This is a genomic window from Gluconobacter roseus (assembly GCF_046058915.1).
Classification (GTDB): domain Bacteria; phylum Pseudomonadota; class Alphaproteobacteria; order Acetobacterales; family Acetobacteraceae; genus Gluconobacter; species Gluconobacter roseus_A.
In genome coordinates, this window is record NZ_CP175538.1 from 2,191,899 (window position 1) to 2,216,327 (window position 24,429).

Here is a 24,429-nt window from a genome sequence, read left to right on the forward strand (position 1 = left end):
TCAGTCTGCTGAAGCCATTCCCCGCAGGACGTAGGGCAGGATGCCGCCGTTGCGGTAATATTCCGCCTCATCGACCGTATCGACACGGCACAGCAGCGGGACGTCCTGCGTGCTGCCATCCTGACGGGTGATCGTCATGGTGAGGGTCTGGCGCGGGGCCAGGGTTTCGATGCCGTGAATGGCGATCGTCTCCGTGCCGTCCAGCCCTAACGTCTTGCGCGTCGTGCCCGGCTCGAAGGTCAGGGGCAGGACGCCCATGCCGACGAGGTTGGAGCGGTGGATGCGCTCGAAGCTCTCCGCGATGACGGCCTTGATGCCGAGCAGGCGTGTGCCCTTCGCGGCCCAGTCACGGGACGAGCCCATGCCGTATTCCTTGCCGCCGAACACGACGAGCGGTACGCCGTCCTGCGCATAGCGGCTGGCGGCATCGTAGATGGACATCTTCGCGCCATCCGGCTGATGTAGCGTGACGCCCCCTTCGGTTCCGGGTGCCATCTCGTTGCGGATGCGGATATTGGCGAAGGTGCCCCGGACCATGACGCGGTCATTGCCGCGACGGGAGCCGTAGGAATTGAAGTCCTTCACCGCGACCTGATGCTCCTGCAGATACACGCCCGCCGGGGAGGACGGTGCGATTGCACCGGCCGGGGAGATGTGATCGGTCGTGATGTTGTCGCCCAGCAGCGCCAGAATACGCGCGCCGGCGATGTCCTTTGTCGGTGCAGGTTCGGCCGTCAGCCCGTCGAAATAAGGCGGGTTCTGCACATAGGTCGAGCCCGGCTGCCAGTCATAGGTGGCCGAAGTTCCGGCCGAGGCCAGGGCCTGCCATTCCTTCGTGCCTTCCGTAATGTGGCTGTAACGCTCGACGAACGCTTCGCGCGTCACGGCGGAGCCGACGAGTTCTGCGATTTCGTGGTTGGTGGGCCAGATATCGCGCAGATAAACCGGCGTGCCATCGGGGCCATGTCCGAGAACGGCCGTCGTGATGTCTTCGCGCATCGTTCCCAGCAGGGCATAGGCGACGACGAGCGGCGGGCTGGCGAGATAGTTGGCGCGGACGTTGGGCGAAATCCGGCCTTCAAAGTTCCGGTTTCCAGACAGGACAGACGTTGCGACCAGACCATTGCCTTCAATGGCGTCCACCAGTTCCTTCGCCAGAGGTCCGGAATTGCCGATGCAGGTTGTGCAGCCATAGCCAACCGTCTCGAAGCCCAGCGCGTCCAGATCGGCGCTCAGATTGGCGCGATCCAGATAATCCGTGACGACCTGCGAGCCCGGTGCGAGGGATGTTTTAACCCAGGGCTTCGGCATCAGGCCGAGTGCTCTGGCCTTGCGGGCCACCAGTCCGGCGGCGACCAGAACGGCAGGGTTGGACGTGTTGGTGCAGGATGTGATGGCGGCAATGACGATGGAGCCGTGCCCGATCGCATAATCCGTGCCAGCGACGGGAGCGGTCTTGTGAATGTCGGCGGATGCGACGCCGAGCGTTTCCGTCAGGGCTTTTTCGAAAGCCGGAGTGGCGGCAGAGAGTTCGATCCGGTCCTGCGGGCGCTTGGGGCCGGAAATGCAGGGCGTGACAGTGCCCAGATCCAGCGTCAGAACGTCCGAAAAGACTGGTTCCGGCGTGGAGGCATCGCGGAACATGCCCTGCGCGCGCAGCCACGCTTCCGTCAGTGCAATGCGGTGTTCGTCACGGCCGGTCTGGCGCAGATAGTCGAGCGCCAGCGCATCGACCGGGAAGAAGCCGCAGGTCGCGCCATATTCCGGTGCCATGTTTGCGATGGTCGCGCGATCCGCGACTGGCAGATGATCCAGCGCCGGGCCGAAAAACTCTACGAACTTGCCGACCACGCCCTTGGCGCGCAGCATCTGCGTGACCGTCAGGACCAGATCGGTCGCGGTCGTGCCTTCCGGCAGACGTCCTTCCATCCGGAAACCCACGACATCGGGAATGAGCATGGAAATCGGCTGTCCGAGCATGGCGGCCTCGGCCTCGATCCCGCCAACGCCCCAGCCCAGAACGCCCAGGCCATTGACCATGGTCGTGTGGGAATCCGTGCCATACAGCGTGTCGGGATAGGCGTAGGTGACGTCGCCGACTGTGCCCGTCCAGACCACCTGGGACAGATATTCCAGATTGACCTGATGGCAGATGCCCGCACCTGGCGGGACGACGCGGAACTGGTCGAACGCTTCCTGACCCCAGCGCAGGAACGCATAACGCTCGCCATTGCGCTCGAATTCCAGCGAGACGTTCTGCTGGAGCGCGTCCTTGCGTCCGGCGACGTCCACCATGACGGAATGATCGATCACCAGATCGACGGGTACGAGCGGATTGACCTTCTGCGGGTCGCCGCCGAGCGAAACGATGCCGTCGCGCATGGCCGCCAGATCGACGACGGCCGGGACGCCGGTGAAATCCTGCATCAGGATGCGCGCGGGCTTGAACGGCACTTCCTGCGTGGAATGGGCGTTTTTCGTCCAGTCAACGATCGCCTGCGCGTCCTCGACACGATAGGTCGAACCATCCGTAAAGCGCAGGATGTTTTCGAGCAGCACTTTCAGGCTGACGGGCAGGCGCGAGATGTCGCCCAGTTTTTCAGCCGCGACGGGCAGGGAGAAATAGCGATAGGAGCGGCCCTCGATCGAGAGGTCGCGCTGGCAGTCCAAAAGGTCGTGTCCAACCTGTTTCATGATGGGAATGTTCCTTGGAGGGCTGTCAGAATATTACTGGATGGCGCGCAGAAGGGCCTGCGTGACGTCCTGCGTGGTGGCCTTGCCGCCCAGATCGCGCGTGCGGAGGCCTTCGACCTGAAGGATCTGTTTCATCCCGCTGTCCAGCCGCTCGGACAGGTCCTGCCGTCCGACATGGGCGAGCATCATGCTGCCCGCCATCATCAGCGCCAGCGGATTGGCGATGCCCTGTCCGGCAATATCGGGCGCGGAGCCGTGCACGGCCTCGAAGATTCCCATTTTTTCGCCGATATTCGCGCCCGGCGCCATACCCAGACCGCCCACGAGACCAGCCGTCAGGTCGGACAGGATATCGCCGAACAGATTGGTCGTGACGATGACGTCGTAATTCTCCGGATGGATCACAAGCTCCATCGCGCAGGCATCAACGATGCGCTCTTCAAGCGCTACGCGACCTTCATATTCCGCAGCGACCTTGCGACCTTCATGCAGGAACAGGCCGCTCAGGATCTTCAGGATGTTCGCCTTGTGGACGAGCGTCACCTTTTTGCGGTTGTTCTTGATGGCGTATTCGAAGGCAAAGCGGACGATCCGGTTGCATTCGGCGCGGGTATTGAACCCGGCGCCGTAGGCCACGGCTTCCGGGTCGCCGTCCACGGCCATGTAGTGCTCCATCGCGGCATACAGGCCTTCGATGTTCTCGCGGATCACGACCAGATCAACGTTCTCATAGCGCCCGCCTGGCACGATCGTCTGGGTCGGGCGGACATTGGCGTATAGGTCGAAGGCCTGACGCAGTGTGACGTTGATGGAGCGGAAGCCCTTGCCCACAGGGGTGGTCAGCGGCCCTTTCAGTACGAGGCCGGTGCGGCGGATGCTGTCGAGCGTGGCCTCGGGCAGGGCCGTACCGTGCTGGTCGAATGCGCCTACGCCTGCGCTCTGGTGATCCCAGAGGAAGGGGGCGCCGAGGGCATCCATGACGGTCGTGACCGACTGCATGATTTCCGGGCCAATTCCGTCACCGGCGATGAGCGTGGCGGGAATGGTCTTGGTCATGGCGCGTTCCTGTTCGGTCAAGGGATGTGTCTGTGACGCGGGGGACCTTAAAGGGGTTTCATGGTGGAAACCAATGTTTGCGGGAAGGTTTCATCATACCTTAAAAGTATGGAATGATCGAACTCAGACATCTCCATGCCGTCATCGCCATTGCTGAAGAACGCAACCTGACGCGTGCCGCCGAGCGTCTCGGGATCCAGCAGCCACCGCTGACCCGGCTGCTCAAGGGTATGGAACAGGAACTTGGGGTCCAGCTCTTTGAACGTCATGCCCGTGGTATGCGTCTGACGACTGCGGGACGCAGCATGCTTAAGGGGGCCTACGATGTCATCGAACGTATGGATGAAACGGTCGAAGATGTCCGACGGATCGTGCGCGGTGAGGCCGGAGAACTGTCGATCGGGTTCACCAACTCTGCGCTGTGTCATCCAAGCCTGCCTGACCTGCTCGGACAGTTCCGCGAAACCTGGCCGGATGTGGGGCTGACACTGACGGAAGGCAATTCCAGTCAGCTTCTGGGGGCGTTGCGGGAAGATACCGTGGATGTCGCCTTTGTCCGGACGTCCATTCCCTACGTGTCGGATGTGGTGGTCGAACTGATTGTGGAAGAGCCGATGGTGGTGGCTGTGCCGAAGAGCCATCGTCTTGCAAAAGAGGCCCCGGCTGGGGGGCTGAAGCTGGCTGAACTCGAAGACGAGGACTTCATCCTGTATCAGAGCCAGTACAATAACGGGCTATACAAGACGATCGTCGATGCCTGTCTGGGCGCGGGCTTTACGCCGCGTATTCGCCAGAAAGGTCCGCAGCTTCTGGCCGCTCTGAACCTCGTGGCAGGAGGATTGGGCATCTCACTCGTGCCCCAGTCCATGCAGCAGCATCACGCGGGGCAAGTGGTCTATATCCCGCTCTCGTCCCGTACGGCCCTGACGGCGCCGCTTTATCTGGTGTTCCGCTCGGTCCGGATGACGGGGGCCAAGCTGTATTTCATCCATCAGGCGCGGCGCATCCGGCAGGCATACGGCACCGTGAAGGCTGGATAAGTACGGCGTCAGGAGTCCGACGTAAGAGATGGGGTCTTTGCGCGTGAATCACTGATCCAGCTTTTGGTCAGTGTATAGGCGACCGACAGGATGAGGGGGCCGATGAATATCCCGACCAGTCCCAGTCCGCCGAGCCCTCCGATCACGCCAAGCATGATGAGAATGAGCGGAATGTCAGCCTGTTTGCGGATCAGAAACGGGCGCAGGACGTTATCAATGATGATCGTAATGATGGTGACCACGAGCAGGAGTGCTGCCGGGGCCAGACCACGGTCGAAATAGACCCAGACCACAGCCGGAAGCAGTGTGACGCCCGGTCCAGCCTGAAGCAGGCAGACCATGAAGGTCACGGCGGTCAGGATACTGACCCAGGGCGCCCCGGCAAGTTTCAGTCCGATCCCGGCCACGGCAGATTCAACAACTGCAGTGACGGTGACACCAAAGGCGACCCCCCGGATCGTATAGGCGGCGAGCTGGAGCATTTCCTTGCCGCGGCTGCCTGCCAGAATGGTGACAAGACTTTCTGCAACAGCGATCGCCGATTCGGCACGCATGAGCAGGACGCCCAGAATGATCAGCGTGAGTACGAACTGAAGAGCCAGGATACTGAAGCTGCCCGCATAGGCCAAAAATGTGTGGATCAGGGTTTCCGGAGCGGGGATAATCTGCCGGACCATCTCGGGAAACTGCATGTGCTGTAGGCGGGTCCAGAACGGTCCGATATGCGGGCCAACCAGTGGAAGGCGCGCGAGCCATCTTGGTTCATCTGGAATATGAAGAGTCGAAGATGAGGAAAGCAGGCTGACAATATCGCCAAAATGACTGGAAACTGTCGTGATGGCGAGCCAGAGTGGTAGAATGAAGACCAGCATCGCAATCAGGATGGTGAGGGAAACGGCGGCTCTGCGACTGTTTCCGACGACGGCCTGAAGGCGCCGCAACATGGGCCAGGTGGTCACCGCAATCGTAACAGCCCAGATCGTGGCAGGCAGAAACGGTTTGAGGATCCAGATGGCGCTGATGACAATCGCACTTGCCAGTAAAGCAACCAGAACGGATCGGGTGTTGTCCTGTGAACCATTCTGGAAAAGATCTGGCATCAGGTTGTTGCCTTTTAAGCTAAGGTAAAATCAATGGGGATGTAATAGCAGGGATATCCATTTCTGCAGACTTGACTCAGGAGCCAATGATCGAAATGCGGAAATCTGATTCAGGCTCCATGAGGAGACTGAAGATGAGTGGCCTGTGATGGATGACCGCTCAGCTTCTTTTTGATAGCAGGACATATCAGTGATTACATAGGTAGCACTGTCCTGCTGGGCGGCTTCCCGCATCCCACGACTATGACAGATGTCCGGCCTTTTTCTTGATCATCTGCCTCACCGTCCCTTCCCATTTATGTTTTGGTTCTCTGTCCTCAGTCTGGAGAATAAGAAATTTATTCTTCATCGCACTAGACGCAACTGAGATATCTGATGAGCGACTTTGAGAAACGCTGCATCAAGATCGGCAGCTGTAGGGCTTTCTATATAATAATAATCTGTACCACTCGAGCATGACTGCAGAAGATTTCTTGCACTTTTTGATGAAACGCCTAATCCCACAACGTGGAGGGATCGAAGAACCGTTGGTTGATGCGCCTGGCTCGTGATTTCAGGCTTTTGGCGATTTGATTGACGGTTTTTGGGGGAGCTTTTGATCTGCGTTTTGAGCAGATCGGGGACTGCTCTCCCGCTGGATGACTATGCGCTCGCGTTCAATCTTTCGAGGAAGAGGAAGCGGCGCATGTTGTAGACGATATTGGCCAGCCCGATCCTCATGGTGGCCCGGGTGATACCGACAGTTCGGATGAACAATCCCGTCTGTGATTTCTGGTCGGCAAAGACGTGCTCGACGCGCGATCGGATCACGGACTTTCCAGCATTCGATTTCTGGATATGTCGGGGCATAGGCTTGAGATGCGGCTTTTTTCTGTGAACCTTTGAGACAAAACCCTCTTTGTCCATGAAGTCCTCATTCGCTTTCGAGCGATAAGCTGTATCAGCCCAAACGCTTGAGGCCGTATTGGTTTTATCTAACAGAGGTGGTCCCGTCCGTTCGGACAGTTTTGCGGGCTTGATAAGCTATACCCGGTTGTCGTTATGCCGCCCTTCTGACGGCGTTGCTGTTGGCCCTCTGGTCCGGGGTTAACCCCGGACCAGATGGCGTCGGCACGTTATGATACGCCTCATCGGGCGTTCGTCCAGCCAGCGCCGTATGCGGACGCCTTTCGTTATAATGGGCGATCCATCTGCCAAGCCCGGCCCTCAGCTCTGATCCGGTCTCGAACGCGTACAGGTAGACGCATTCGTATTTCAGCGACCGCCACAGGCGCTCGATGAACACGTTGTCCAGCCAGCGACCGCGCCCATCCATGCTGATGCGGATCTGACGCTCTTCCAGTATCCCGCTGAAACGGGGTGTCGTAAATTGCGACCCCTGGTCAGTATTGAAAATGTCCGGGGCGCCATAGCGCATGAGGGCATCCTGTAGCGCCTCGATACAGAACTCCACGTCCATCGTGTTCGACAGACGCCAGGACAGGACCTTGCGCGTGAACCAGTCCATGATCGCCACGAGATAGAGAAATCCCCGTTTCATGGGAATATATGTGATATCGGAACACCAGACCTGGTCAGGCCGATTGATGACCAGATCCCGTAGCAGATATGGATATTTCCGATGCTCCGGATGGGGCACGGTCGTGCGCGGCTTCTGGTAGATCGCCCGCAGGCCCATGATCGCCATGATCCGCCGGACCCGCTTGCGGCCCACTTCATGTCCCTGGCGGCGCAGATGCCATGTCATCTGCCGTGAGCCATAATACGGCGTTTCCAGGAACTGGGCGTCGATCAGCCGCATCAGCTCCAGATTGGCTTCGCTCTGTGGCACAGGCCGATAGTAGACGCCCGACCGGTTGAGTTGCAGTAGCGTGCATTGCCGGATTATCGGCAGGCATGCTCTCTTCGGGTCAATCATCTGCCGCCTCTGATCACGCCCAACCGAGCAGAGGCATCCCGCAAAAAATCCCGTTCCACCAGCAACTGGCCGATCTTCGCGTGCAGTTTCTCCACATCAGCAGGGCTGACCGGCGGCTCAGCCACCGTCTTCCCGGAAAAGGTCGCCGCCATCCCCTCGATCGCCTGCCGTTTCCACTGTGCGATCATCGTCTGATGCACTCCATGTTTCGAAGCCAGTTCCGCCAGCGTCAGTTCCCCACGGATCGCCTCCAGCGCAACCCGTGACTTGAACTCTGCCGCATACCTCTTCCGCGTAACCTTGCCCATAAAACCCGTCCTCGTTCAGGCCAGATGATAGCTTATCGTCCTGTCCGAAAAATGGGGACCACCTCTAACAGCCCCTCTCTCAATCGCGCACCATCACTGGCGGCGGCATCCGTCGTCTTCCATTTTCGGATGAACCGAAACTTCCGGTCGATGGACACGTGGGATTTGTAGCCAAAGAACGGGATGGCGAGATCGCTCGACGGTATGGTTCCATCGTCCTGCCGCTTCGCCTTCGTGAACTTCAGTGTCCATCGTGCATGACGATCCTTATGCGACATCTTTGCGGGCTTGTTCTGCCAGTCTTCTGGAATACGTCCTGCCCGGAGATCCGCTTTCTCAGCCTTCGTATTGCGCTGCTTTGGAGCAGCCACCAGTGTGGCATCCAGGATCTGGCCTGACATCGGTAAATACCCGGCGTTGCGCAGGGTCGCATCAAAGCGGTTGAACAGCCTTTCAATGGCACCCGCCTGGGTCAGACGCTCGCGGAACAGCCAGACCGTTTTGGCATCCGGCACCCGATCCGAAAGTCCCAGACCAAGGAAACGCATGAACGACAGGCGGTCATTGATCAGATACTCTGTCCGTTCATCAGACAAATTGTTCAACGTCTGGATGACCAGAATTTTGAACATCAGCACCGGATCAAACGGCGGACGTCCGCCTTTACTTCCGTCTGAATAGGCCAGAGCCAGCTCCAGATCAGGGCGGAACACCTCAAAATCCACAGTCCGGGAAAAGGCCTCCAGCTGATCGCCAAGCCCGCTCAGCCGAGCAAGCCGCTCTTCAACATCAAAGAAACCAGGCTGCTTCATCTTCCACCATCCCCAATCAACGCCGAAGAAATGGAATCACACAGAACAGCTCAGAGCCAAGGGTTTTTCGAACCCTCCACCTTGAGGTCACGGGCATGGTCCAGAACGATTCCGTAATACTGGGCCTTGCCAACCAGGTCGGCCGCTTCGATGTCGGTTTGTCGGATGCGCTCCTGCTAGGCGAGCATGTCGCGCTGATCATCCAGCAGCACATTGGAAAGATCTTTGGCAGTCCGCAGCCCACGTTCCTGCATGTAGGTAACCAAGCTTGGGTTGGTATCGGGCGCATTCTGAGAGGGGGAGACCTTGGGAGTTGTCTGAAGGGCTCAGGCTGCGGAGGCTCGGAAAAGGTCGGTGGTCTGGGCATGCAGCTCTGCCGTACGGCGTCTAGCCTCTAACTTGCCTGCGGTTCCCAGTGAAATCCAGATTTCGCTTTTGCCGAGCACGGGTCGGAGCGGCGAGGGAATGATGCGGCGGAAGTGATAGCGTGAACCGACCAGTCTGAGCATGAACCTTCTCCGATTCTGGAGAAGAGCTTTGGAGAACCAACCCGCATTCTGCGGGTCATATCCTTATGTTTGCAATGAAATCAGACAGTTATGTGGTGCGAGCTGCGGGACTTGAACCCAATGTTGCGGGACACGTCCCGCACGCAAACCTTTGAAAATACGCCGAAAACGCCGACGCCAGTCTTTCTATGACCAAATCTGGTCCCATTCTCTGGCAAACATTCTGGTAAGGCAAGCCTCTCTATGAGAGTGGATTTTCCTTGCAGAGTGATGGATATCCAAAATATATAAATGTTTATCAAAAAAGGGGGGGGAGTCATGCAGGTTTCAAAATGGGGAAACAGCCTTGCGGTTCGTATTCCCGCTCATATCGTGCGCCAGCTTGGCTTGCAGGAAGGCGACAACGTCGAAGCCGTCTTTTCTCGCCTGAAAAGCCATGAAGAGGCTTTGCAGTCTCTGAAAACGATTGGCCGTAAACTGCCTAAAGATTTTCGTTTCGAACGTCCTCAAGACTGAGCATGTCTGTTTTTCTTGATACCAATATTCTGCTCTATGCCTGCATGGAGCAGGACGCAGAAAAAATGCGTATTGCCGTCGACCTGCTACGCCAATCGGATTGTCATATCTCGGTTCAGTCTGTCAACGAGATGACGAACACTCTGCGACGTAAGACAAAGCTGTCTTTAGACGATATCGGGGAATTGGTCTCTGACATCAGAAGTCTGACCACCGTGCATGACCTTACGACAAGCGTTTACGCGAGAGGCTGGGCGATTGTGCGTCGTTACGGCTTGCAGACTTATGACAGCATGATTTTGGCTTGTGCCATTGAAAACGGGCACGAGATGGTTTTGTCAGAGGATATGCAGGACGGTCTTTCCATCTTCGATATGACGAGTATTCGCAATCCTTTTGCATTTTAAATGCAGCTGTAAGTTTCACTTTTATTGATTTTTCTTCTGTCGTTTTCTGAAATTCATTTTCTGAATTGCTATCCTGTTTTTGGGAGTTCTTCTGTCCTGAGCCAGCAGTGTCGCATGGCTACCCAAGGGTAATCACGCGACAGCTGGCAAGGGGGAGTTCCTCCCCCGTTGACCCCCACAGAAAACAGGATGCCCCGTTATGTGGAGGGTTCGAAAAACCCTTGGCTCTGAGCTGTTCTGTGTGATTCCATTTCTTCGGCGTTGATTGGGGATGGTGGAAGATGAAGCAGCCTGGTTTCTTTGATGTTGAAGAGCGGCTTGCTCGGCTGAGCGGGCTTGGCGATCAGCTGGAGGCCTTTTCCCGGACTGTGGATTTTGAGGTGTTCCGCCCTGATCTGGAGCTGGCTCTGGCCTATTCAGACGGAAGTAAAGGCGGACGTCCGCCGTTTGATCCGGTGCTGATGTTCAAAATTCTGGTCATCCAGACGTTGAACAATTTGTCTGATGAACGGACAGAGTATCTGATCAATGACCGCCTGTCGTTCATGCGTTTCCTTGGTCTGGGACTTTCGGATCGGGTGCCGGATGCCAAAACGGTCTGGCTGTTCCGCGAGCGTCTGACCCAGGCGGGTGCCATTGAAAGGCTGTTCAACCGCTTTGATGCGACCCTGCGCAACGCCGGGTATTTACCGATGTCAGGCCAGATCCTGGATGCCACACTGGTGGCTGCTCCAAAGCAGCGCAATACGAAGGCTGAGAAAGCGGATCTCCGGGCAGGACGTATTCCAGAAGACTGGCAGAACAAGCCCGCAAAGATGTCGCATAAGGATCGTCATGCACGATGGACACTGAAGTTCACGAAGGCGAAGCGGCAGGACGATGGAACCATACCGTCGAGCGATCTCGCCATCCCGTTCTTTGGCTACAAATCCCACGTGTCCATCGACCGGAAGTTTCGGTTCATCCGAAAATGGAAGACGACGGATGCCGCCGCCAGTGATGGTGCGCGATTGAGAGAGGGGCTGTTAGATAAAACCAATACGGCCTCAAGCGTTTGGGCTGATACAGCTTATCGCTCGAAAGCGAATGAGGACTTCATGGACAAAGAGGGTTTTGTCTCAAAGGTTCACAGAAAAAAGCCGCATCTCAAGCCTATGCCCCGACATATCCAGAAATCGAATGCTGGAAAGTCCGTGATCCGATCGCGCGTCGAGCACGTCTTTGCCGACCAGAAATCACAGACGGGATTGTTCATCCGAACTGTCGGTATCACCCGGGCCACCATGAGGATCGGGCTGGCCAATATCGTCTACAACATGCGCCGCTTCCTCTTCCTCGAAAGATTGAACGCGAGCGCATAGTCATCCAGCGGGAGAGCAGTCCCCGATCTGCTCAAAACGCAGATCAAAAGCTCCCCCAAAAACCGTCAATCAAATCGCCAAAAGCCTGAAATCACGAGCCAGGCGCATCAACCAACGGTTCTTCGATCCCTCCAGGTGCTTCGGGCACTATATCTTTTTTGTGACTAACAATATTCTTAATTTCTTTATGTCGGGTTTTTAAAGCGTCATCATCGAGCATCATCACATCATGTAAAATCTGCTCATAAAAAATATCGTTATCTAATGCGTTACCATACTTGATAATTTTACTTCTATTGGATTTTTCGAAATCAATAATATCTTTTCTCATATTCGCCATTCTTGTGATATGAGATTTTTCTGAATGAGAGTATTCTTTATTTTCTTCTTTCTTTTCCAATGAAATACGTGAGATACCATTCCAGTAATTCCCATATATCAAGCGATATTTAATGTATGCATCTACATATTTTTGCTCATGGGCATTATTGAAATCCAACAAAAAAGGAATAGCTTCAAGCGTCCTTTTTGTCGGATTATCATATTTATGAAGCATATGCATTGCTCCATGAACTATCTCCCATATATAGATACGTTGAAATCTTTCCCCGAACTCGTGTAAAGGTTTATTTTCTTTGATCAGATTTTTATAGACGTTCAAATCTCTTAAAAAGTACTTTTTAGCGAGATTGGTTCTAACTCTTGATTTAAATTCTTCTTGTAAGTCAGTAGGTAATAAAGATATTATGTTATTCACGTTAATATCGGATTCAATTGCATAATCGAACGTGAAATTGTCTCTATCAAATCTTTCCGAATATCCCAATCCAGATTTTATTGTTGATGATATATCTACAACGGCATTAAACACGCCATTGGTTAAGGCTTGTCGTTTTTTCTGACGTTCAAGATTAGACATGGCTTTCCCATGCTTTGTAGGTCTTCCTCTCTTTTTTATGGGTTCAGAGACTACATCGGAAGCATCATTATTATCAGTGTCAGACATAATACAGTCTCCTATCCAAAACTTTGATAAAAGTTTTTGTTATTCACATAATTTGATATCATCAAACACATACAAGCCTGTTCAGGCTTGTACTGAGCAGGGCAGAACGTTGTTCTGCCTAGGCTCAGGACTCATAGCCAGAACAAGACGGTTGCGGCGAGGCAGACTGCCGAGAAGAAGACGGTCGGGCATCTGTCATAGCGTGTTGCGACCCGTCTCCAGTCCTTGAGCCTGCCGAACATGATCTCGATACGGTGGCGTCTTTTGTATTTCCGTTTGTCGTATTTGACCGGTTTTGCACGAGATTTTCGACCAGGAATACAGGGTTTGATCCCTTTCTCCTCCAGGGCCTCTCTGAACCAGTCAGCGTCATAGCCCCGGTCTGCCAGCATCCATTCGGCTGGTGGCAGACTGTCCAGAAGGGCAGCGGCACCAGTATAATCACTGATCTGACCTGCTGTCATGAAGAAGTCGAGCGGACGTCCGTTCCGGTCGGTGACAGCATGCAGCTTCGTATTCATCCCGCCTTTGGTCCGCCCGATCAAACGGCCTGAGCCCCCTTTTTAACCGCAGGCTCGAAGCCGTGCGATGTGCCTTGAGATAGGTCGCATCAATCATGATTGTCTGAGGCTCTGCCTTGCCAGTAGCCAGTCCCTCCATCATGCGGATGAATACCCCCATAGCGCTCCAGCGCTTCCAGCGGTTGTAGAGCGTCTTGTGTGGACCGTATTCCCGGGGCGCATCACGCCAGCGCAGACCATTTCTGTTCACGAAAATGATCCCGCTCAACACACGACGATCATCAACGCGAGGTTTGCCATGGCTCTTCGGGAAAAAGGGCCGCAGACGATCCATCTGCTCCTCCGTCAACCAATACAGGTCACTCATCTTCAGTCTCCTCACAGAGGCTGAATCAGATTTCCGCAATCATATCAATGGGTCCTGAGCCTAATGAATTCCGCTCCCATGCTTCAATCTGAAAAGATTTCGTTAATCACGGAATTAAAAAACACTCGTGAAGAAGTTGCTCGTATAGGGAATAATGTGAATCAGATTGCAAAGGCATTGAACAGCGGAGAAGGGTTCAATGATGCCAATGCAAACATGAAGCAATGCCTGAAAATCTTGGCTCAGATTGATAGCATGATTGCGACTATCAGGAGATGACTTCATGATAGTGAAGTCAGCACGAATGAAGACATCATCGCAGGGAATATCTTCCACCTGTAGGCATGTCTTTCATGGTTCTGACAATGAGCAGATTACAGTTCTTCAGGGCTCAGAATTTGACGTTAGAGCAGAGCTTGGCAGAGCAAAAGCGGTTGGTTCTCAGTATGCTGTCAGGCACATAAAAGTATCATCATATGAAGACATGACTGATGAGCAGCTTTTTTCGTTAGTCAAAACATATGCAAAAGAGTTCAAAGCAGACCCATCGAAAGCAACTATTGTCAGACATGATAAACCTGGAGGGTTCGAAAAACCCCCTGGTATTGAGGTCTGCTCTGTGATTCCATTTCCCCTTAGTTGATTGGGGATGATGAAAGATGAAGCAGCCGGGTTTCTTTGATGTTGAAGAACGGCTTGCCCGCTTGAGCGGGCTTGGTGATCAGCTGGAGGCCTTTTCCCGGACTGTGGATTTTGAAGTCTTCCGCCCTGACCTGGAGAAGGCTCTGGCGTATTCTGACGGAAGCAAAGGCGGACGACCGCCATTTGATCCGGTGCTGATGTTCAAAATTCTGGTGATCCAGACGCTCAACAATTTGTCTGATGAGCGGACGGAATATCTGATCAACGATCGCCTCTCCTTTATGCGTTTCCTTGGTCTGGGACTTTCGGATCGGGTGCCGGATGCCAAAACGGTCTGGCTGTTCCGCGAGCGTCTGACCCAGGCGGGTGCGATCGAAGGGCTGTTCAACCGCTTTGATGCGACCCTGCGCAACGCCGGGTATTTACCGATGTCAGGCCAGATCCTGGATGCCACACTGGTAGCTGCTCCAAAGCAGCGGAACACCAACGCAGAGAAAGCCGATCTTCGGGAAGGACGTATTCCTGAAGACTGGCAGGACAAGCCCGCAAAGCTGTCGCACAAGGATCGTCATGCGCGCTGGACACTGAAGTTCACGAAGGCGAAGCGGCAGGATGATGGAACCATGCCCTCCAGCGATCTCGCCATCCCGTTCTTTGGCTATAAATCGCATGTTTCCATCGATCGGAAATACCGGTTCATCCGGAAATGGAAAACAACGCATGCCGCCGCCAGTGATGGCGCGCGATTGAGAGAGGGGCTGCTGGATAAAACCAATACGGCCTCAACGGTCTGGGCTGACACGGCCTATCGCTCAAAAGCGAATGAGGACTTCATGGAGGAGCAGGGCTTTGTCTCGAAGGTTCACAGAAAAAAGCCGCATCTCAAGCCTATGCCCCGACATATCCAGAAATCGAATGCTGGAAAGTCCGTGATCCGATCGCGCGTCGAGCACGTCTTTGCCGACCAGAAATCACAGACGGGATTGTTCATCCGAACTGTCGGTATCACCCGGGCCACCATGAGGATCGGGCTGGCCAATATCGTCTACAACATGCGCCGCTTCCTCTTCCTCGAAAGATTGAACGCGAGCGCATAGTCATCCAGCGGGAGAGCAGTCCCCGATCTGCTCAAAACGCAGATCAAAAGCTCCCCCAAAAACCGTCAATCAAATCGCCAAAAGCCTGAAATCACGAGCCAGGCGCATCAACCAACGGTTCTTCGATCCCTCCACCTCTATCATCCATCCTCCCGTCATCACACCAGGGATGGAATCACAGCCAACAGTTCAGAGCCACGGGGTTTTTCAAATTCTCCAATTTATACTTCTCTCAGGTCTTTTTTTTGATGAAAATCAACAATGCGGACCATAAACCTTTACTTAATTCGTTTCCTGTGTATACATTGGCGTATACGTTATATAAATATGGACCGACCATGACTACCTATTTTCCGCTTGGCACAAACTGTACGCTCGCCTTCAATCTTAAGCGGGTTGGTGTGCAGAAGGAAACGGGCCTTTTAGATAACTTTATAACTTCATATAGTTCTCTTCTTTATCTTTTTGAGCGTAAGTTCCATTTTGTGGATGATAACTTTGGGGACTACCTAGAACTAATACCGCTAGGCCATCATGATAGTGTGATCCACAGGCCAAGCGGCTTAATTTTACATCATGCTTTTGAACGAAATTCAGACGGTTATATCAAGAAAAACTGGAGAGATGACATCGAGAATGTAAAAAGTAAATATCTATATTTAAGCAATAGAATGAATCAATCAATAATTAATAAGAAAGATCCCGTGTTCATAATACATGGAGAGGCGTTGAATGGGGAGGGGAGCAGGTCTACACTCTTAGAATATCAATTCAGAATATCTCAGTCACAAGAGGTAATTAGCAAGATAATTTTACAAGCCCGCAAGTCGTATGAGCGCTACTTAAGATTTGCTCTCTTGTCAGTAAGAGAAAACACACTCGGGTGCGTAGAACAAATTAGTGGCGTATACATAGACAATATTATCTATCACGGAGATTGGTACGACAAGAACCCTATGCACTTTGGGGGGTGTGTGCGCGGGTGGGACGAGGGAATTGCTCGAATGAGTTGCATGGACCTTATAAAGGAAGAGCTTTCGAGAGAAGCCTGATCTTGGATAGCGCTCTAGGCGGCATGGATGAATTGGTTGACGCAGCGCGCAGGGGGTGATTCAAGGCTTCCTTTTGGAGGCGGGTTGAGCCGAGGTGATCTGAGTGAGGCGGTGTGGCGTGTTGTGAAGGGCTTGCTGCCGATTGATGCGGCGAACCGGGGACGCGGACGGCGCCCGGAGCATAATTGCTCAATTATTAATGGCATAGTTTGGCAGCCTCCGCTGCAGCACGCCATGGAGCGATGTTCCGCCAAAATACGGGAACGGGAACACAATTTACCTCCGGTTCCGACGCTGGAGCGAAGCCGGAACGAGCCCAAAGGCGCTGCTGGCTGACAAGGGCTATGATGCCGACGCCATCAGGACGGACCTGGAGGGTTCGAAAAACCCTCTGGTTTTGCGGCTTTCTCTGTGATTCCATTTCTTCTGCGTTGATTGAGGGAATAGCGCTATGAAGCAGTCTGGTTTCTTTGACGCTGAAGAGCGGCTTGCCCGATTGAGCGGGCTTGGCGACCAGCTCGAAGCGTTTTCCCGGACTGTGGATTTTGAGGTGTTCCGCCCGGAACTGGACAAAGCACTGGCCTATTCAGACGGGAGCAAAGGCGGGCGTCCACCGTTTGATCCGGTGCTGATGTTCAAGATCCTGGTGATCCAGACACTCAACAATCTGTCCGATGAACGGACGGAATACCTGATCAACGACCGTCTCTCCTTCATGCGCTTTTTAGGTCTGGGGCTGTCGGACCGTGTACCTGATGCCAGAACGGTATGGCTGTTTCGAGAGCGTCTGACCCAGGCTGGTGCGATTGGTGGTCTGTTCAATCGCTTTGACGCAACCCTGCGTAACGCTGGTTATCTGCCGATGTCAGGCCAGATCCTGGATGCCACGCTGGTAGCGGCTCCGAAGCAGCGCAATACCAATGCGGAGAAGGCGGATCTGCGTGAAGGACGGATCCCTCAGGACTGGCAGGACAAGCCGTCAAAGCTGTCCCACAAGGACAGGCATGCGCGCTGGACCCTGAAGTTCACGAAAGCGAAGCGACAGGAGGACGGGAGTATCCCTGCAACAGATCTGGCCATCCCGTTCTTTGGCTATAAATCGCACATCTCCATCGACCGGAAATTTCGGCTGATCCGCAAATGGAAGACGACAGATGCCGCCGCCAGTGATGGCGCGCGATTGAGGGAGGGCCTGCTTGATAAAAGCAATACAGCTTCAACGGTCTGGGCAGACACAGCCTACCGCTCAAAAGCCAATGAGGACTTCATGGAAAAGCAGGGCTTTGTCTCGAAGGTTCACAGGAAAAAGCCGCATCTCAAGCCAATGCCACGCCATATCCAGAGATCCAACGCAGGAAAGTCCGTTATCCGGTCGCGTGTCGAGCATGTCTTTGCCGATCAGAAATCACAGACGGGGCTGTTCGTCCGAACCGTAGGCATAACGCGGGCCACCATGAGGGTCGGGCTGGCCAATATCGTCTATAATATGCGCCGCTTTCTCCTCTTGGAGCGGATTAACGCCGCCGCGTAGCAATCCAGAGCAGGAAACCATCGCTCTGCTCAAAACCCAGAGTAAAAGTTAGACCAGGGAAGCAGCAGTCAACACGCTAAAAACCTGAAATCAGGCACAAGAGAAGTCAATCAAAGGTTTTTCGAACCCTCCATGTTCGGCAGGCTCAAGGACTGGAGACGGGTCGCAACACGCTATGACAGATGCCCGACCGTCTTCTTCTCGGCAGTCTGCCTTGCCGCAACCGTCTTGTTCTGGCTAGACACATCAATCAATAGTTCTTCGAACTCTTCAGCTACAGACTGAATCTTGCAAAAAGCCCCCAGTAGGGCTTTCGCGATGTTGTCGATCGTGTTTACAATGGCAAGACTATCTGGACGCATTTAATAAATAATGTATGAAAATCAAGATGAAGGGAAGTACCCAATGTTATTTTCAATAGGTTAAAAATATTATCCCCATTAAAAACACAGAATTTATGGAACACCAAAAATGGAAAAATCAGAAATATCTAATTTTTGCTTGCGCAACCACTTAAAAGGTAGAGAGTTTTATTTGGAAACAATGATAGAAAATAGTTTATCAGACAAAATATTTTTTGGAAACACTGGCCTAATAGAAGGCACTGATCATTCCGACAAGAAGTATTGGAATGAACACCATGGATCAATTATTATAATGAATAAAGAAGGTGTGATTACATGGAAATCTCTTGAGATAAGGGAGGATAATGGGCTTGTAGCAGAAATGGTATTCTCTAACTTTACGCACCCAGAAAAGGAGATATCTTTAGTGTCTACTGAATATAAAATTAAAGAAATAGAAATAAAAGAGAAAATTGTTCTTCTTAAAACAAACTATAATGTCATGGCGCTCATCCCGCGACTTATTTCCATGTATGACGTTGTGGAAGTCGAGACCTTGGATGAGGCTTTGGAACATTTTGATTCTAAAATTTTCCTGAGCGCGCTTGTGTTGACTCATATGGAAAAAGAGAACGATGTAGCTAATTTCCTTGAAAAAATATGCAAATTTTTCCCGGTTGCAATGTTTGTAGAGCCAAGTTCCTACTCTAAGAGTTATCTGGATAACCTTGGCTATAAAAGTCATCATGACAACTATGTTGAAAATTATTTCCTTGACAAAATTGATTTAAAGTTTTTGGCAAACATTGGTAGAAATATAGGCACCTACCGCGTTGAGCACTATGGCGGAGAGGCAGCATTTGATATTCGCGTGCCATGGATTGTGCCGAAAAGTTGGCCACACAATGTTGATTATTCAGAGTTAGTACATCGCAAAAATTATACTTTTGATCGTCCCGTATTTGAGATGTCTGCTTTCGTATTAAAGGGATTTAATGCGCCGTTTTTTGCTCCTGATGTCGATCTGGAACTGATTGAATTGCAGACGATTCAACCACATGCAAAAGCTGGCGCTCTTCTATTCGAGGGATTTCGAAGTGCAAATGACCTTGGTAAGGAACTTTACAAGACGCCATTAGACCGCTCTAAGCTGTTGGGGGGGCGTACAATTCATTCTGCACAGGTAATCGAGGAAGCGGACGTATATGCGGAGCCTCGAAAGCAAGAAATTTTAAGAAATTGGTATGATTTGTGCAAGTCGGAATGGCTTGATTTGTCTGTTAATGAACTCCCCCGCTGTATCGTTGGTGGATCCGGATTTATTTTTTCTGACGGCGCTCCTGTTGGGGGCTCAGAGTATCTGATACCGTATTTATATACGTCTATGTACCAACCAATTTGGTCTGGACTACAGAAGTCCCATTTAAAACGACATATATCTGGTGTCGCGATAGTAGGTTTTAACCATTTATATGACAATTATTACCATTTTATGGCGGAGGCATTAAGTGCAGCGCTTTTATGTTATGATATTCTGTTAGAACGGGAATTTGAGAAGGTAACAATAATTACGGGAAAGACAAACAAATTCAGGAAAGAATATTTTGATATAATTTTCGGTAAAGATAAAAAGGTCGAGATTATTGAGCTTGATCGTGACGAATATATCACGGCAGACAACGCATTATATTGCGGTCACCTCATCGGAAGATCAACACCCCAGCCTTGTCTGATAGCTGAACGTGTTTCTCTTCAGGAACGCCTTTTGAAGGCGGTCGGGCTTTTTTCAGTCGCTCCCCCTACTCGTCTTGTTTACATATCTCGCCAAGATACAGGAGCGCGACCGATTCTTAATGAGGCTGAGCTGATAAAATGCTTGCAGAGCTTCGGATTTGAAATTTATGTCGCTGCAGGTAGGTCTGTATCAGAACAAATTGAGGTCTTCCGTACAGCAAGGCTTGTGGTTGCTGGGCATGGAGCCGGGGTCTCGAATATGTTCTTCGCGCAAAATGACACGATCCTTATTGAGCTTATCCAAGCCAGCTATCTGAACGTTGGTCCACTGCGGTTTGCACAAATAGCAGGTGTAAAATATCACTCAATGCTCTTCTTTGAGGACGGTGAAAATAATGGGTGGTACGTAGATATCAATCGAGTTAAAAATGTAATTAAGGACTTTTGTTGATTGAAATTATTCAATCAACAAAAATTATTTATGGAGAAAAATATGCTACATGTCTTTGTTTCTTATTTTGGTACGGTTCTTTCTGTTTCTAGAGATGGAAAGCTATATCACGCCTTTCCAGAAGAAATAGAACCTAATTTATTTTGCGATTCAAATGGAAATATTGTAAAATTCCCAAATAATTTTTTAGAATATTCTGATATTTCTATCATTAAAGAGAATGGGTATTTTTTCTTACGAAATAATGATGGATTTCTTTGTTCGGATATTGGGGGCGCCATAGGGTGGCGTCAGCATTGTCTCGAGATGGAGCGATTTACTATTAAAGCGATGAATGATTATGCTCTTTTAAAGAAAACGCCAATTTCTTTTCCGAGAATGAGAAAAACTTTTCATATAAATAAAATTATCCATCAGACACATGACGAGAAAAATATTCCAGCCGAATTTATGCGGTCTGTAGAGAAGTTAAGAAAATTAAACCCTACCTGGGAATATATTTATTGGAATGCGCAAGACCGCCTTGATTTTATATACACTTATTACGGGTGGGGTATACTAGAAGAGTATTTGAAAATAAATCGTCTTTATGGAGCCGCTCGCGCAGATTTATTTCGTTATCTTTGTATTTATAAGATGGGTGGCGCCTACTTGGATATTAAATCAAGTACGAATAATGCATTTGACTCTTTTGTTGATGCTAATGATCATTACCTTATTTCTCAGTGGAGAAATAAGCGGGGTGAAATTTTTGACGGATGCGGTCTTGGTCCTGAAGTTTCATCTATTGATGGGGGTGAGTATCAGCAATGGAATATAATTGCTGAAAATGGACATCCATTTTTAGAGGCAGTTATTAATAATGTTTTAGCCCGAATAGGGCGTTATAGAGAAGATTATTATGGAAGTGGAAAGCTTTCCGTCCTTCGTGTTACAGGACCATATGTTTATACAATGACAATAAGCAATATGCTCGATAAATTTAGTCATAGGTTTTTTGATTCATACCAATCCGGACTTATATATAGTGATGTCGATGATTATACTAAATTGTTTAGAAACCATTACGCGCTTCAGAATACACCTTTAATCTTATGACATAGATGGAGGGATCGAAGAACCCCTGATTGATGTGCTTGGCCGGTAATTTCTGGGTTTTGGCGATTTGATTGACGGTTTTTGCGATGGCCTCCGGTCTGCGTTTTGAGCAGATTGGGAGTTGTCCTCCGCTGGATGGCTATGCGCTCGCGTTCAATCTTTCGAGGAAGAGGAGGCGGCGCATATTGTAGACGATATTGGCCAGGCCGATCCTCATGGTGGCCCGGGTGATACCGATAGTTCGGACGAACAAACCCATTTGCGATTTCTGATCGGCAAAGACATGCTCGACACGCGAGCGGATCACGGACTTTCCAGCATTCGATTTCTGGATATGTCGGGGCATAGGCTTGAGATGCGGCTTTTTTCTGTGAACCTTTGAGACAAAACCCTGCTTTTCCATGAAGTCTTCGTTGGCTTTGGAGCGGTACGCCGTGTCGGCCCAAACGCTTGAGGCCGTATTGGTTTTATCCAGCAGCCCTTCTCTCAATCGCGCACCATCACTGGCGGCGGCATCCGTCGTCTTCCATTTTCGGATGAACCGGAATTTCCGATCGATGGAAATGTGCGATTTATAGCCAAAGAACGGGATGGCGAGATCGCTGGAGGGCATGGTTCCATCATCCTGCCGCTTTGCTTTGGTGAACTTCAGTGTCCAGCGCGCATGACGGTCCTTGTGCGACAGCTTTGCGGGTTTGTCCTGCCAGTCTTCAGGAATACGCCCTTCCCGAAGATCGGCTTTCTCAGCCTTCGTATTGCGTTGCTTGGGAGCAGCCACCAGTGTGGCATCCAGGATCTGGCCGGACATCGGGAGATAACCGGCGTTCCGCAGAGTTGCATCAAACCGGCCAAACAGTCTTTCAATGGCTCCCGCCTGGGTCAGGCGTTCACGGAACAGCCAGACCGTTTTGGCATCCGGCACACGGTCCGACAGCCCCAGGCCAAGGAAACGCATGAACGACAGGCGGTCATTGATCAGATACTCTGTCCGCTCATCAGACAAATTGTTCAGCGTCTGGATCATCAGGATCTTGAACATCAGTACCGGATCAAACGGCGGACGCCCGCCTTTACTGCCGTCTGAATACGCCAAAGCCTGCTCCAGATCAGGGCGGAAGACTTCAAAATCCACAGTCCGGGAAAACGCTTCGAGCTGGAGGGATCGAAGAACCGTTGGTTGATGCGCCTGGCTCGTGATTTCAGGCTTTTGGCGATTTGATTGACGGTTTTTGGGGGAGCTTTTGATCTGCGTTTTGAACAGATCGGGGACTGCCCTCCCGCTGGATGACTACGCGCTCGCGTTCATCCGCTCCAGGAAGAGAAAACGGCGCATATTATAGACGATATTGGCCAGCCCGATCCTCATAACGGCCCGGGTGATGCCGACAGTTCGGATGAACAGTCCCGTCTGGGATTTCTGGTCAGCAAAGACGTGCTCGACACGCGATCGGATGACCGACTTTCCAGCATTCGATTTCTGGATATGTCGGGGCATAGGCTTGAGATGCGGCTTTTTTCTGTGAACCTTTGAGACAAAACCCTCTTTGTCCATGAAGTCCTCATTCGCTTTCGAGCGATAGGCTGTATCAGCCCAAACGCTTGAGGCCGTATTGGTTTTATCCAGCAGGCCTTCTCTCAATCGTGCCCCATCGCTGGCGGCGGCATGCGTTGTTTTCCATTTCCGGATGAACGGGTATTTCCGATCGATAGAAATGTGCGATTTATAGCCAAAGAACGGGATGGGGAGGTCACTGGATGGCATGGTTCCATCATCCTGCCGCTTTGCCTTCGTGAACTTCAGCGTCCAGCGCGCATGACGGTCCTTGTGCGACAGCTTTGCCGGTTTGTCCTGCCAGTCTTCGGGAATACGTCCTGCCCGAAGATCCGCTTTTTCTGCGTTGGAGTTCCGCTGCTTTGGAGCCGCCACCAGTGTGGCATCCAGGATCTGGCCTGACATCGGCAGATAACCAGCGCTGCGCAGGATTGTATCAAAGCGATTGAACAGACCCTCGATCGCTCCCGCCTGGGTCAGACGCTCGCGAAACAGCCAGACCGTTTTGGCATCCGGCACCCGATCCGACAGCCCCAATCCCAGAAAGCGCATGAACGACAGGCGGTCGTTGATCAGATATTCCGTTCGCTCGTCGGAGAGATTGTTCAGCGTCTGGATGACTAAGATCTTGAACATCAGCACCGGATCGAACGGGGGACGGCCGCCTTTGATCCTGTCCGAATAGGCCAGAGCCAGCTCCAGATCAGGGCGGAACACTTCAAAATCCACAGTCCGGGAAAACGCTTCGAGCTGATCACCCAGCCCGCTCAGCCGGGCAAGCCTCTCTTCAACATCAAAGAAACCAGGCTGCTTCATCTTCCACCATCCCCAATCAACGCCGAAGAAATGGAATCACACAGAACAGCTCAGAGCCAAGGGTTTTTCGAACCCTCCAGCTGATCGCCAAGCCCGCTCAATCGGGCAAGCCGCTCTTCAACGTCAAAGAAACCAGACTGCTTCATAGCGCTATTCCCTCAGTCAGAACCGGACGAATGGAATCACAGAGTTGGTTTCAAAACCAGCGGGTTTTTCGAACCCTCCAGCTGGTCGCCAAGACCGCTTAACCGAGCAAGCCGCTCTTCAACGTCAAAAAATCCCGCCTGTTTCATAGCGCCATTCCTCCAACCAGAACCAGAAAAATGGAATCACAGCGTAGGCCTCAATACCAAGAGGTTTTTAGAACCCTCCACCTATATCCCATACGGGATATGAGTGTTGCTCATGGGTACAATCAGATCTTGCTGAGGCGTACCGATCCGTCATCTGATGCTTGATGAATATCCGGTGCCGCACACAAATTACTGAATCACGTT

Annotated in this window: 20 protein-coding genes and 4 pseudogenes; 13 read left to right on the forward strand and 11 right to left on the reverse strand. The window is 52.0% G+C overall.

Annotation, left to right across the window (positions count from 1 at the left end; translation table 11 throughout):
- The gene (acnA, locus tag ACJ2A4_RS10230; protein ID WP_408872742.1) at positions 1 to 2,694 is read right to left on the reverse strand and encodes an aconitate hydratase AcnA; all 2,694 of its coding nucleotides are present in this window, start codon (positions 2,692 to 2,694) and stop codon (positions 1 to 3) included.
- A 33-nt stretch (positions 2,695 to 2,727) separates the two neighbouring features.
- Positions 2,728 to 3,750: an isocitrate/isopropylmalate dehydrogenase family protein gene (locus ACJ2A4_RS10235; RefSeq protein WP_408872743.1), complete on the reverse strand. Its 1,023-nt coding sequence runs from the start codon at positions 3,748 to 3,750 to the stop codon at positions 2,728 to 2,730.
- A 113-nt stretch (positions 3,751 to 3,863) separates the two neighbouring features.
- Between ACJ2A4_RS10235 and ACJ2A4_RS10240 the strand changes: the two genes are divergently transcribed.
- A complete protein-coding gene (locus ACJ2A4_RS10240) occupies positions 3,864 to 4,790 on the forward strand; it encodes a LysR family transcriptional regulator (protein ID WP_408872744.1) in 927 nt (308 codons plus the stop codon).
- A gap of 8 nt (positions 4,791 to 4,798) precedes the next feature.
- On the opposite strand, the gene ACJ2A4_RS10245 is transcribed toward ACJ2A4_RS10240, so the two are convergent.
- The 4 genes and pseudogenes from ACJ2A4_RS10245 to ACJ2A4_RS10260 all read right to left on the reverse strand — a co-directional run.
- Positions 4,799 to 5,890, reverse strand: coding sequence for an AI-2E family transporter (locus ACJ2A4_RS10245; protein WP_408872745.1), 1,092 nt, complete (start codon positions 5,888 to 5,890; stop codon positions 4,799 to 4,801).
- A 642-nt stretch (positions 5,891 to 6,532) separates the two neighbouring features.
- Positions 6,533 to 6,871 (reverse strand): annotated as a pseudogene (locus tag ACJ2A4_RS10250) (transposase); the annotation flags it as partial.
- Positions 6,872 to 6,929: 58 nt separating this feature from the next.
- Positions 6,930 to 8,116, reverse strand: a protein-coding gene (locus ACJ2A4_RS10255; RefSeq protein ID WP_408872693.1) for an IS3 family transposase whose coding sequence is annotated in 2 segments (ribosomal slippage) — positions 6,930 to 7,846 and positions 7,846 to 8,116 — 1,188 coding nt in all. Because the reading frame shifts where the segments join, the coding sequence is not laid out codon by codon here.
- Positions 8,117 to 8,181: 65 nt separating this feature from the next.
- A pseudogene (locus ACJ2A4_RS10260) lies at positions 8,182 to 8,928 on the reverse strand (IS5 family transposase); the annotation flags it as partial.
- A 95-nt stretch (positions 8,929 to 9,023) separates the two neighbouring features.
- On the opposite strand from ACJ2A4_RS10260, the gene ACJ2A4_RS10265 reads away from it, so the two are divergent.
- A complete protein-coding gene (locus ACJ2A4_RS10265; protein ID WP_408874174.1) occupies positions 9,024 to 9,326 on the forward strand; it encodes a hypothetical protein in 303 nt (100 codons plus the stop codon).
- Here ACJ2A4_RS10265 and ACJ2A4_RS10270 read toward each other — a convergent pair.
- Complete coding sequence (locus tag ACJ2A4_RS10270) at positions 9,255 to 9,437, reverse strand: DUF6538 domain-containing protein (RefSeq protein WP_408872746.1); 183 nt, start codon at positions 9,435 to 9,437, stop codon at positions 9,255 to 9,257. The genes ACJ2A4_RS10265 and ACJ2A4_RS10270 overlap by 72 nt on opposite strands.
- 318 nt (positions 9,438 to 9,755) lie before the next feature.
- On the opposite strand from ACJ2A4_RS10270, the gene ACJ2A4_RS10275 reads away from it, so the two are divergent.
- The 3 genes from ACJ2A4_RS10275 to ACJ2A4_RS10285 all read left to right on the forward strand — a co-directional run bounded on the left by ACJ2A4_RS10275 (position 9,756) and on the right by ACJ2A4_RS10285 (position 11,721).
- The gene (locus tag ACJ2A4_RS10275) at positions 9,756 to 9,953 is read left to right on the forward strand and encodes an AbrB/MazE/SpoVT family DNA-binding domain-containing protein (protein WP_008851648.1); all 198 of its coding nucleotides are present in this window, start codon (positions 9,756 to 9,758) and stop codon (positions 9,951 to 9,953) included.
- 2 nt (positions 9,954 to 9,955) lie between these two features.
- Complete coding sequence (locus ACJ2A4_RS10280; RefSeq protein ID WP_408872747.1) at positions 9,956 to 10,360, forward strand: PIN domain-containing protein; 405 nt, start codon at positions 9,956 to 9,958, stop codon at positions 10,358 to 10,360.
- Between the two features lie 281 nt (positions 10,361 to 10,641).
- Positions 10,642 to 11,721 (forward strand): IS5 family transposase, encoded by a 1,080-nt coding sequence (locus ACJ2A4_RS10285; RefSeq protein ID WP_408872748.1) that lies wholly within the window; start codon positions 10,642 to 10,644, stop codon positions 11,719 to 11,721.
- Positions 11,722 to 11,812: 91 nt separating this feature from the next.
- On the opposite strand, the gene ACJ2A4_RS10290 is transcribed toward ACJ2A4_RS10285, so the two are convergent.
- The gene (locus ACJ2A4_RS10290; RefSeq protein WP_408872749.1) at positions 11,813 to 12,727 is read right to left on the reverse strand and encodes a hypothetical protein; all 915 of its coding nucleotides are present in this window, start codon (positions 12,725 to 12,727) and stop codon (positions 11,813 to 11,815) included.
- 131 nt (positions 12,728 to 12,858) lie between these two features.
- Positions 12,859 to 13,615 (reverse strand): IS5 family transposase gene (locus tag ACJ2A4_RS10295; RefSeq protein ID WP_275877879.1). Its coding sequence is split into 2 segments (ribosomal slippage): positions 12,859 to 13,291 and positions 13,290 to 13,615, totalling 759 coding nucleotides; the frame shifts between segments, so codons are not numbered across the junction.
- A 78-nt stretch (positions 13,616 to 13,693) separates the two neighbouring features.
- Here ACJ2A4_RS10295 and mobC point away from each other — a divergent pair.
- From mobC to ACJ2A4_RS10335, 8 genes and pseudogenes are all read left to right on the forward strand, one after another.
- On the forward strand, positions 13,694 to 13,894 hold the full coding sequence (gene mobC / locus ACJ2A4_RS10300) for a plasmid mobilization relaxosome protein MobC (protein ID WP_408872750.1): 201 nt from the start codon (positions 13,694 to 13,696) through the stop codon (positions 13,892 to 13,894).
- Positions 13,895 to 13,898: 4 nt separating this feature from the next.
- Positions 13,899 to 14,258, forward strand: a complete 360-nt coding sequence (locus ACJ2A4_RS10305) for a hypothetical protein (RefSeq protein WP_408872751.1) — start codon at positions 13,899 to 13,901, stop codon at positions 14,256 to 14,258.
- Between the two features lie 16 nt (positions 14,259 to 14,274).
- A complete protein-coding gene (locus tag ACJ2A4_RS10310) occupies positions 14,275 to 15,354 on the forward strand; it encodes an IS5 family transposase (RefSeq protein WP_408872752.1) in 1,080 nt (359 codons plus the stop codon).
- Between the two features lie 338 nt (positions 15,355 to 15,692).
- Positions 15,693 to 16,406: a hypothetical protein gene (locus ACJ2A4_RS10315; RefSeq protein WP_408872753.1), complete on the forward strand. Its 714-nt coding sequence runs from the start codon at positions 15,693 to 15,695 to the stop codon at positions 16,404 to 16,406.
- 229 nt (positions 16,407 to 16,635) lie between these two features.
- A pseudogene (locus tag ACJ2A4_RS10320) lies at positions 16,636 to 16,821 on the forward strand (transposase); the annotation flags it as partial.
- Between the two features lie 36 nt (positions 16,822 to 16,857).
- Positions 16,858 to 17,937, forward strand: a complete 1,080-nt coding sequence (locus tag ACJ2A4_RS10325; protein ID WP_408872754.1) for an IS5 family transposase — start codon at positions 16,858 to 16,860, stop codon at positions 17,935 to 17,937.
- Between the two features lie 471 nt (positions 17,938 to 18,408).
- Positions 18,409 to 20,466, forward strand: a complete 2,058-nt coding sequence (locus tag ACJ2A4_RS10330) for a glycosyltransferase family 61 protein (protein ID WP_408872755.1) — start codon at positions 18,409 to 18,411, stop codon at positions 20,464 to 20,466.
- Positions 20,467 to 21,564 (forward strand): glycosyltransferase family 32 protein, encoded by a 1,098-nt coding sequence (locus ACJ2A4_RS10335; protein WP_408872756.1) that lies wholly within the window; start codon positions 20,467 to 20,469, stop codon positions 21,562 to 21,564. It begins immediately after the preceding gene.
- A 139-nt stretch (positions 21,565 to 21,703) separates the two neighbouring features.
- On the opposite strand, the pseudogene ACJ2A4_RS10340 reads toward ACJ2A4_RS10335, so the two are convergent.
- Positions 21,704 to 22,717 (reverse strand): annotated as a pseudogene (locus ACJ2A4_RS10340) (IS5 family transposase); the annotation flags it as partial.
- 135 nt (positions 22,718 to 22,852) lie between these two features.
- The gene (locus ACJ2A4_RS10345; protein WP_408872757.1) at positions 22,853 to 23,932 is read right to left on the reverse strand and encodes an IS5 family transposase; all 1,080 of its coding nucleotides are present in this window, start codon (positions 23,930 to 23,932) and stop codon (positions 22,853 to 22,855) included.
- Positions 23,933 to 24,429: the final 497 nt, after the last annotated feature.

Excerpts from the sequence above, each read along its gene's own strand:
- mobC (WP_408872750.1), top strand. The coding sequence starts at position 13,694 with ATGCTTCAATCTGAAAAGATTTCGTTAATCACGGAATTAAAAAACACT.
- ACJ2A4_RS10305 (WP_408872751.1), top strand. The coding sequence starts at position 13,899 with ATGATAGTGAAGTCAGCACGAATGAAGACATCATCGCAGGGAATATCT.
- ACJ2A4_RS10240 (WP_408872744.1), top strand. The coding sequence starts at position 3,864 with ATGATCGAACTCAGACATCTCCATGCCGTCATCGCCATTGCTGAAGAA.
- ACJ2A4_RS10280 (WP_408872747.1), top strand. The coding sequence starts at position 9,956 with ATGTCTGTTTTTCTTGATACCAATATTCTGCTCTATGCCTGCATGGAG.
- ACJ2A4_RS10310 (WP_408872752.1), top strand. The coding sequence starts at position 14,275 with ATGAAGCAGCCGGGTTTCTTTGATGTTGAAGAACGGCTTGCCCGCTTG.
- ACJ2A4_RS10270 (WP_408872746.1), bottom strand. The coding sequence starts at position 9,437 with ATGCTCAGACTGGTCGGTTCACGCTATCACTTCCGCCGCATCATTCCC.
- ACJ2A4_RS10245 (WP_408872745.1), bottom strand. The coding sequence starts at position 5,890 with ATGCCAGATCTTTTCCAGAATGGTTCACAGGACAACACCCGATCCGTT.
- ACJ2A4_RS10345 (WP_408872757.1), bottom strand. The coding sequence starts at position 23,932 with ATGAAGCAGCCTGGTTTCTTTGATGTTGAAGAGAGGCTTGCCCGGCTG.
- ACJ2A4_RS10275 (WP_008851648.1), top strand. The coding sequence starts at position 9,756 with ATGCAGGTTTCAAAATGGGGAAACAGCCTTGCGGTTCGTATTCCCGCT.
- ACJ2A4_RS10285 (WP_408872748.1), top strand. The coding sequence starts at position 10,642 with ATGAAGCAGCCTGGTTTCTTTGATGTTGAAGAGCGGCTTGCTCGGCTG.
- ACJ2A4_RS10325 (WP_408872754.1), top strand. The coding sequence starts at position 16,858 with ATGAAGCAGTCTGGTTTCTTTGACGCTGAAGAGCGGCTTGCCCGATTG.
- ACJ2A4_RS10235 (WP_408872743.1), bottom strand. The coding sequence starts at position 3,750 with ATGACCAAGACCATTCCCGCCACGCTCATCGCCGGTGACGGAATTGGC.
- ACJ2A4_RS10290 (WP_408872749.1), bottom strand. The coding sequence starts at position 12,727 with ATGTCTGACACTGATAATAATGATGCTTCCGATGTAGTCTCTGAACCC.
- ACJ2A4_RS10330 (WP_408872755.1), top strand. The coding sequence starts at position 18,409 with ATGGAAAAATCAGAAATATCTAATTTTTGCTTGCGCAACCACTTAAAA.
- acnA (WP_408872742.1), bottom strand. The coding sequence starts at position 2,694 with ATGAAACAGGTTGGACACGACCTTTTGGACTGCCAGCGCGACCTCTCG.
- ACJ2A4_RS10265 (WP_408874174.1), top strand. The coding sequence starts at position 9,024 with ATGGTCCAGAACGATTCCGTAATACTGGGCCTTGCCAACCAGGTCGGC.
- ACJ2A4_RS10315 (WP_408872753.1), top strand. The coding sequence starts at position 15,693 with ATGACTACCTATTTTCCGCTTGGCACAAACTGTACGCTCGCCTTCAAT.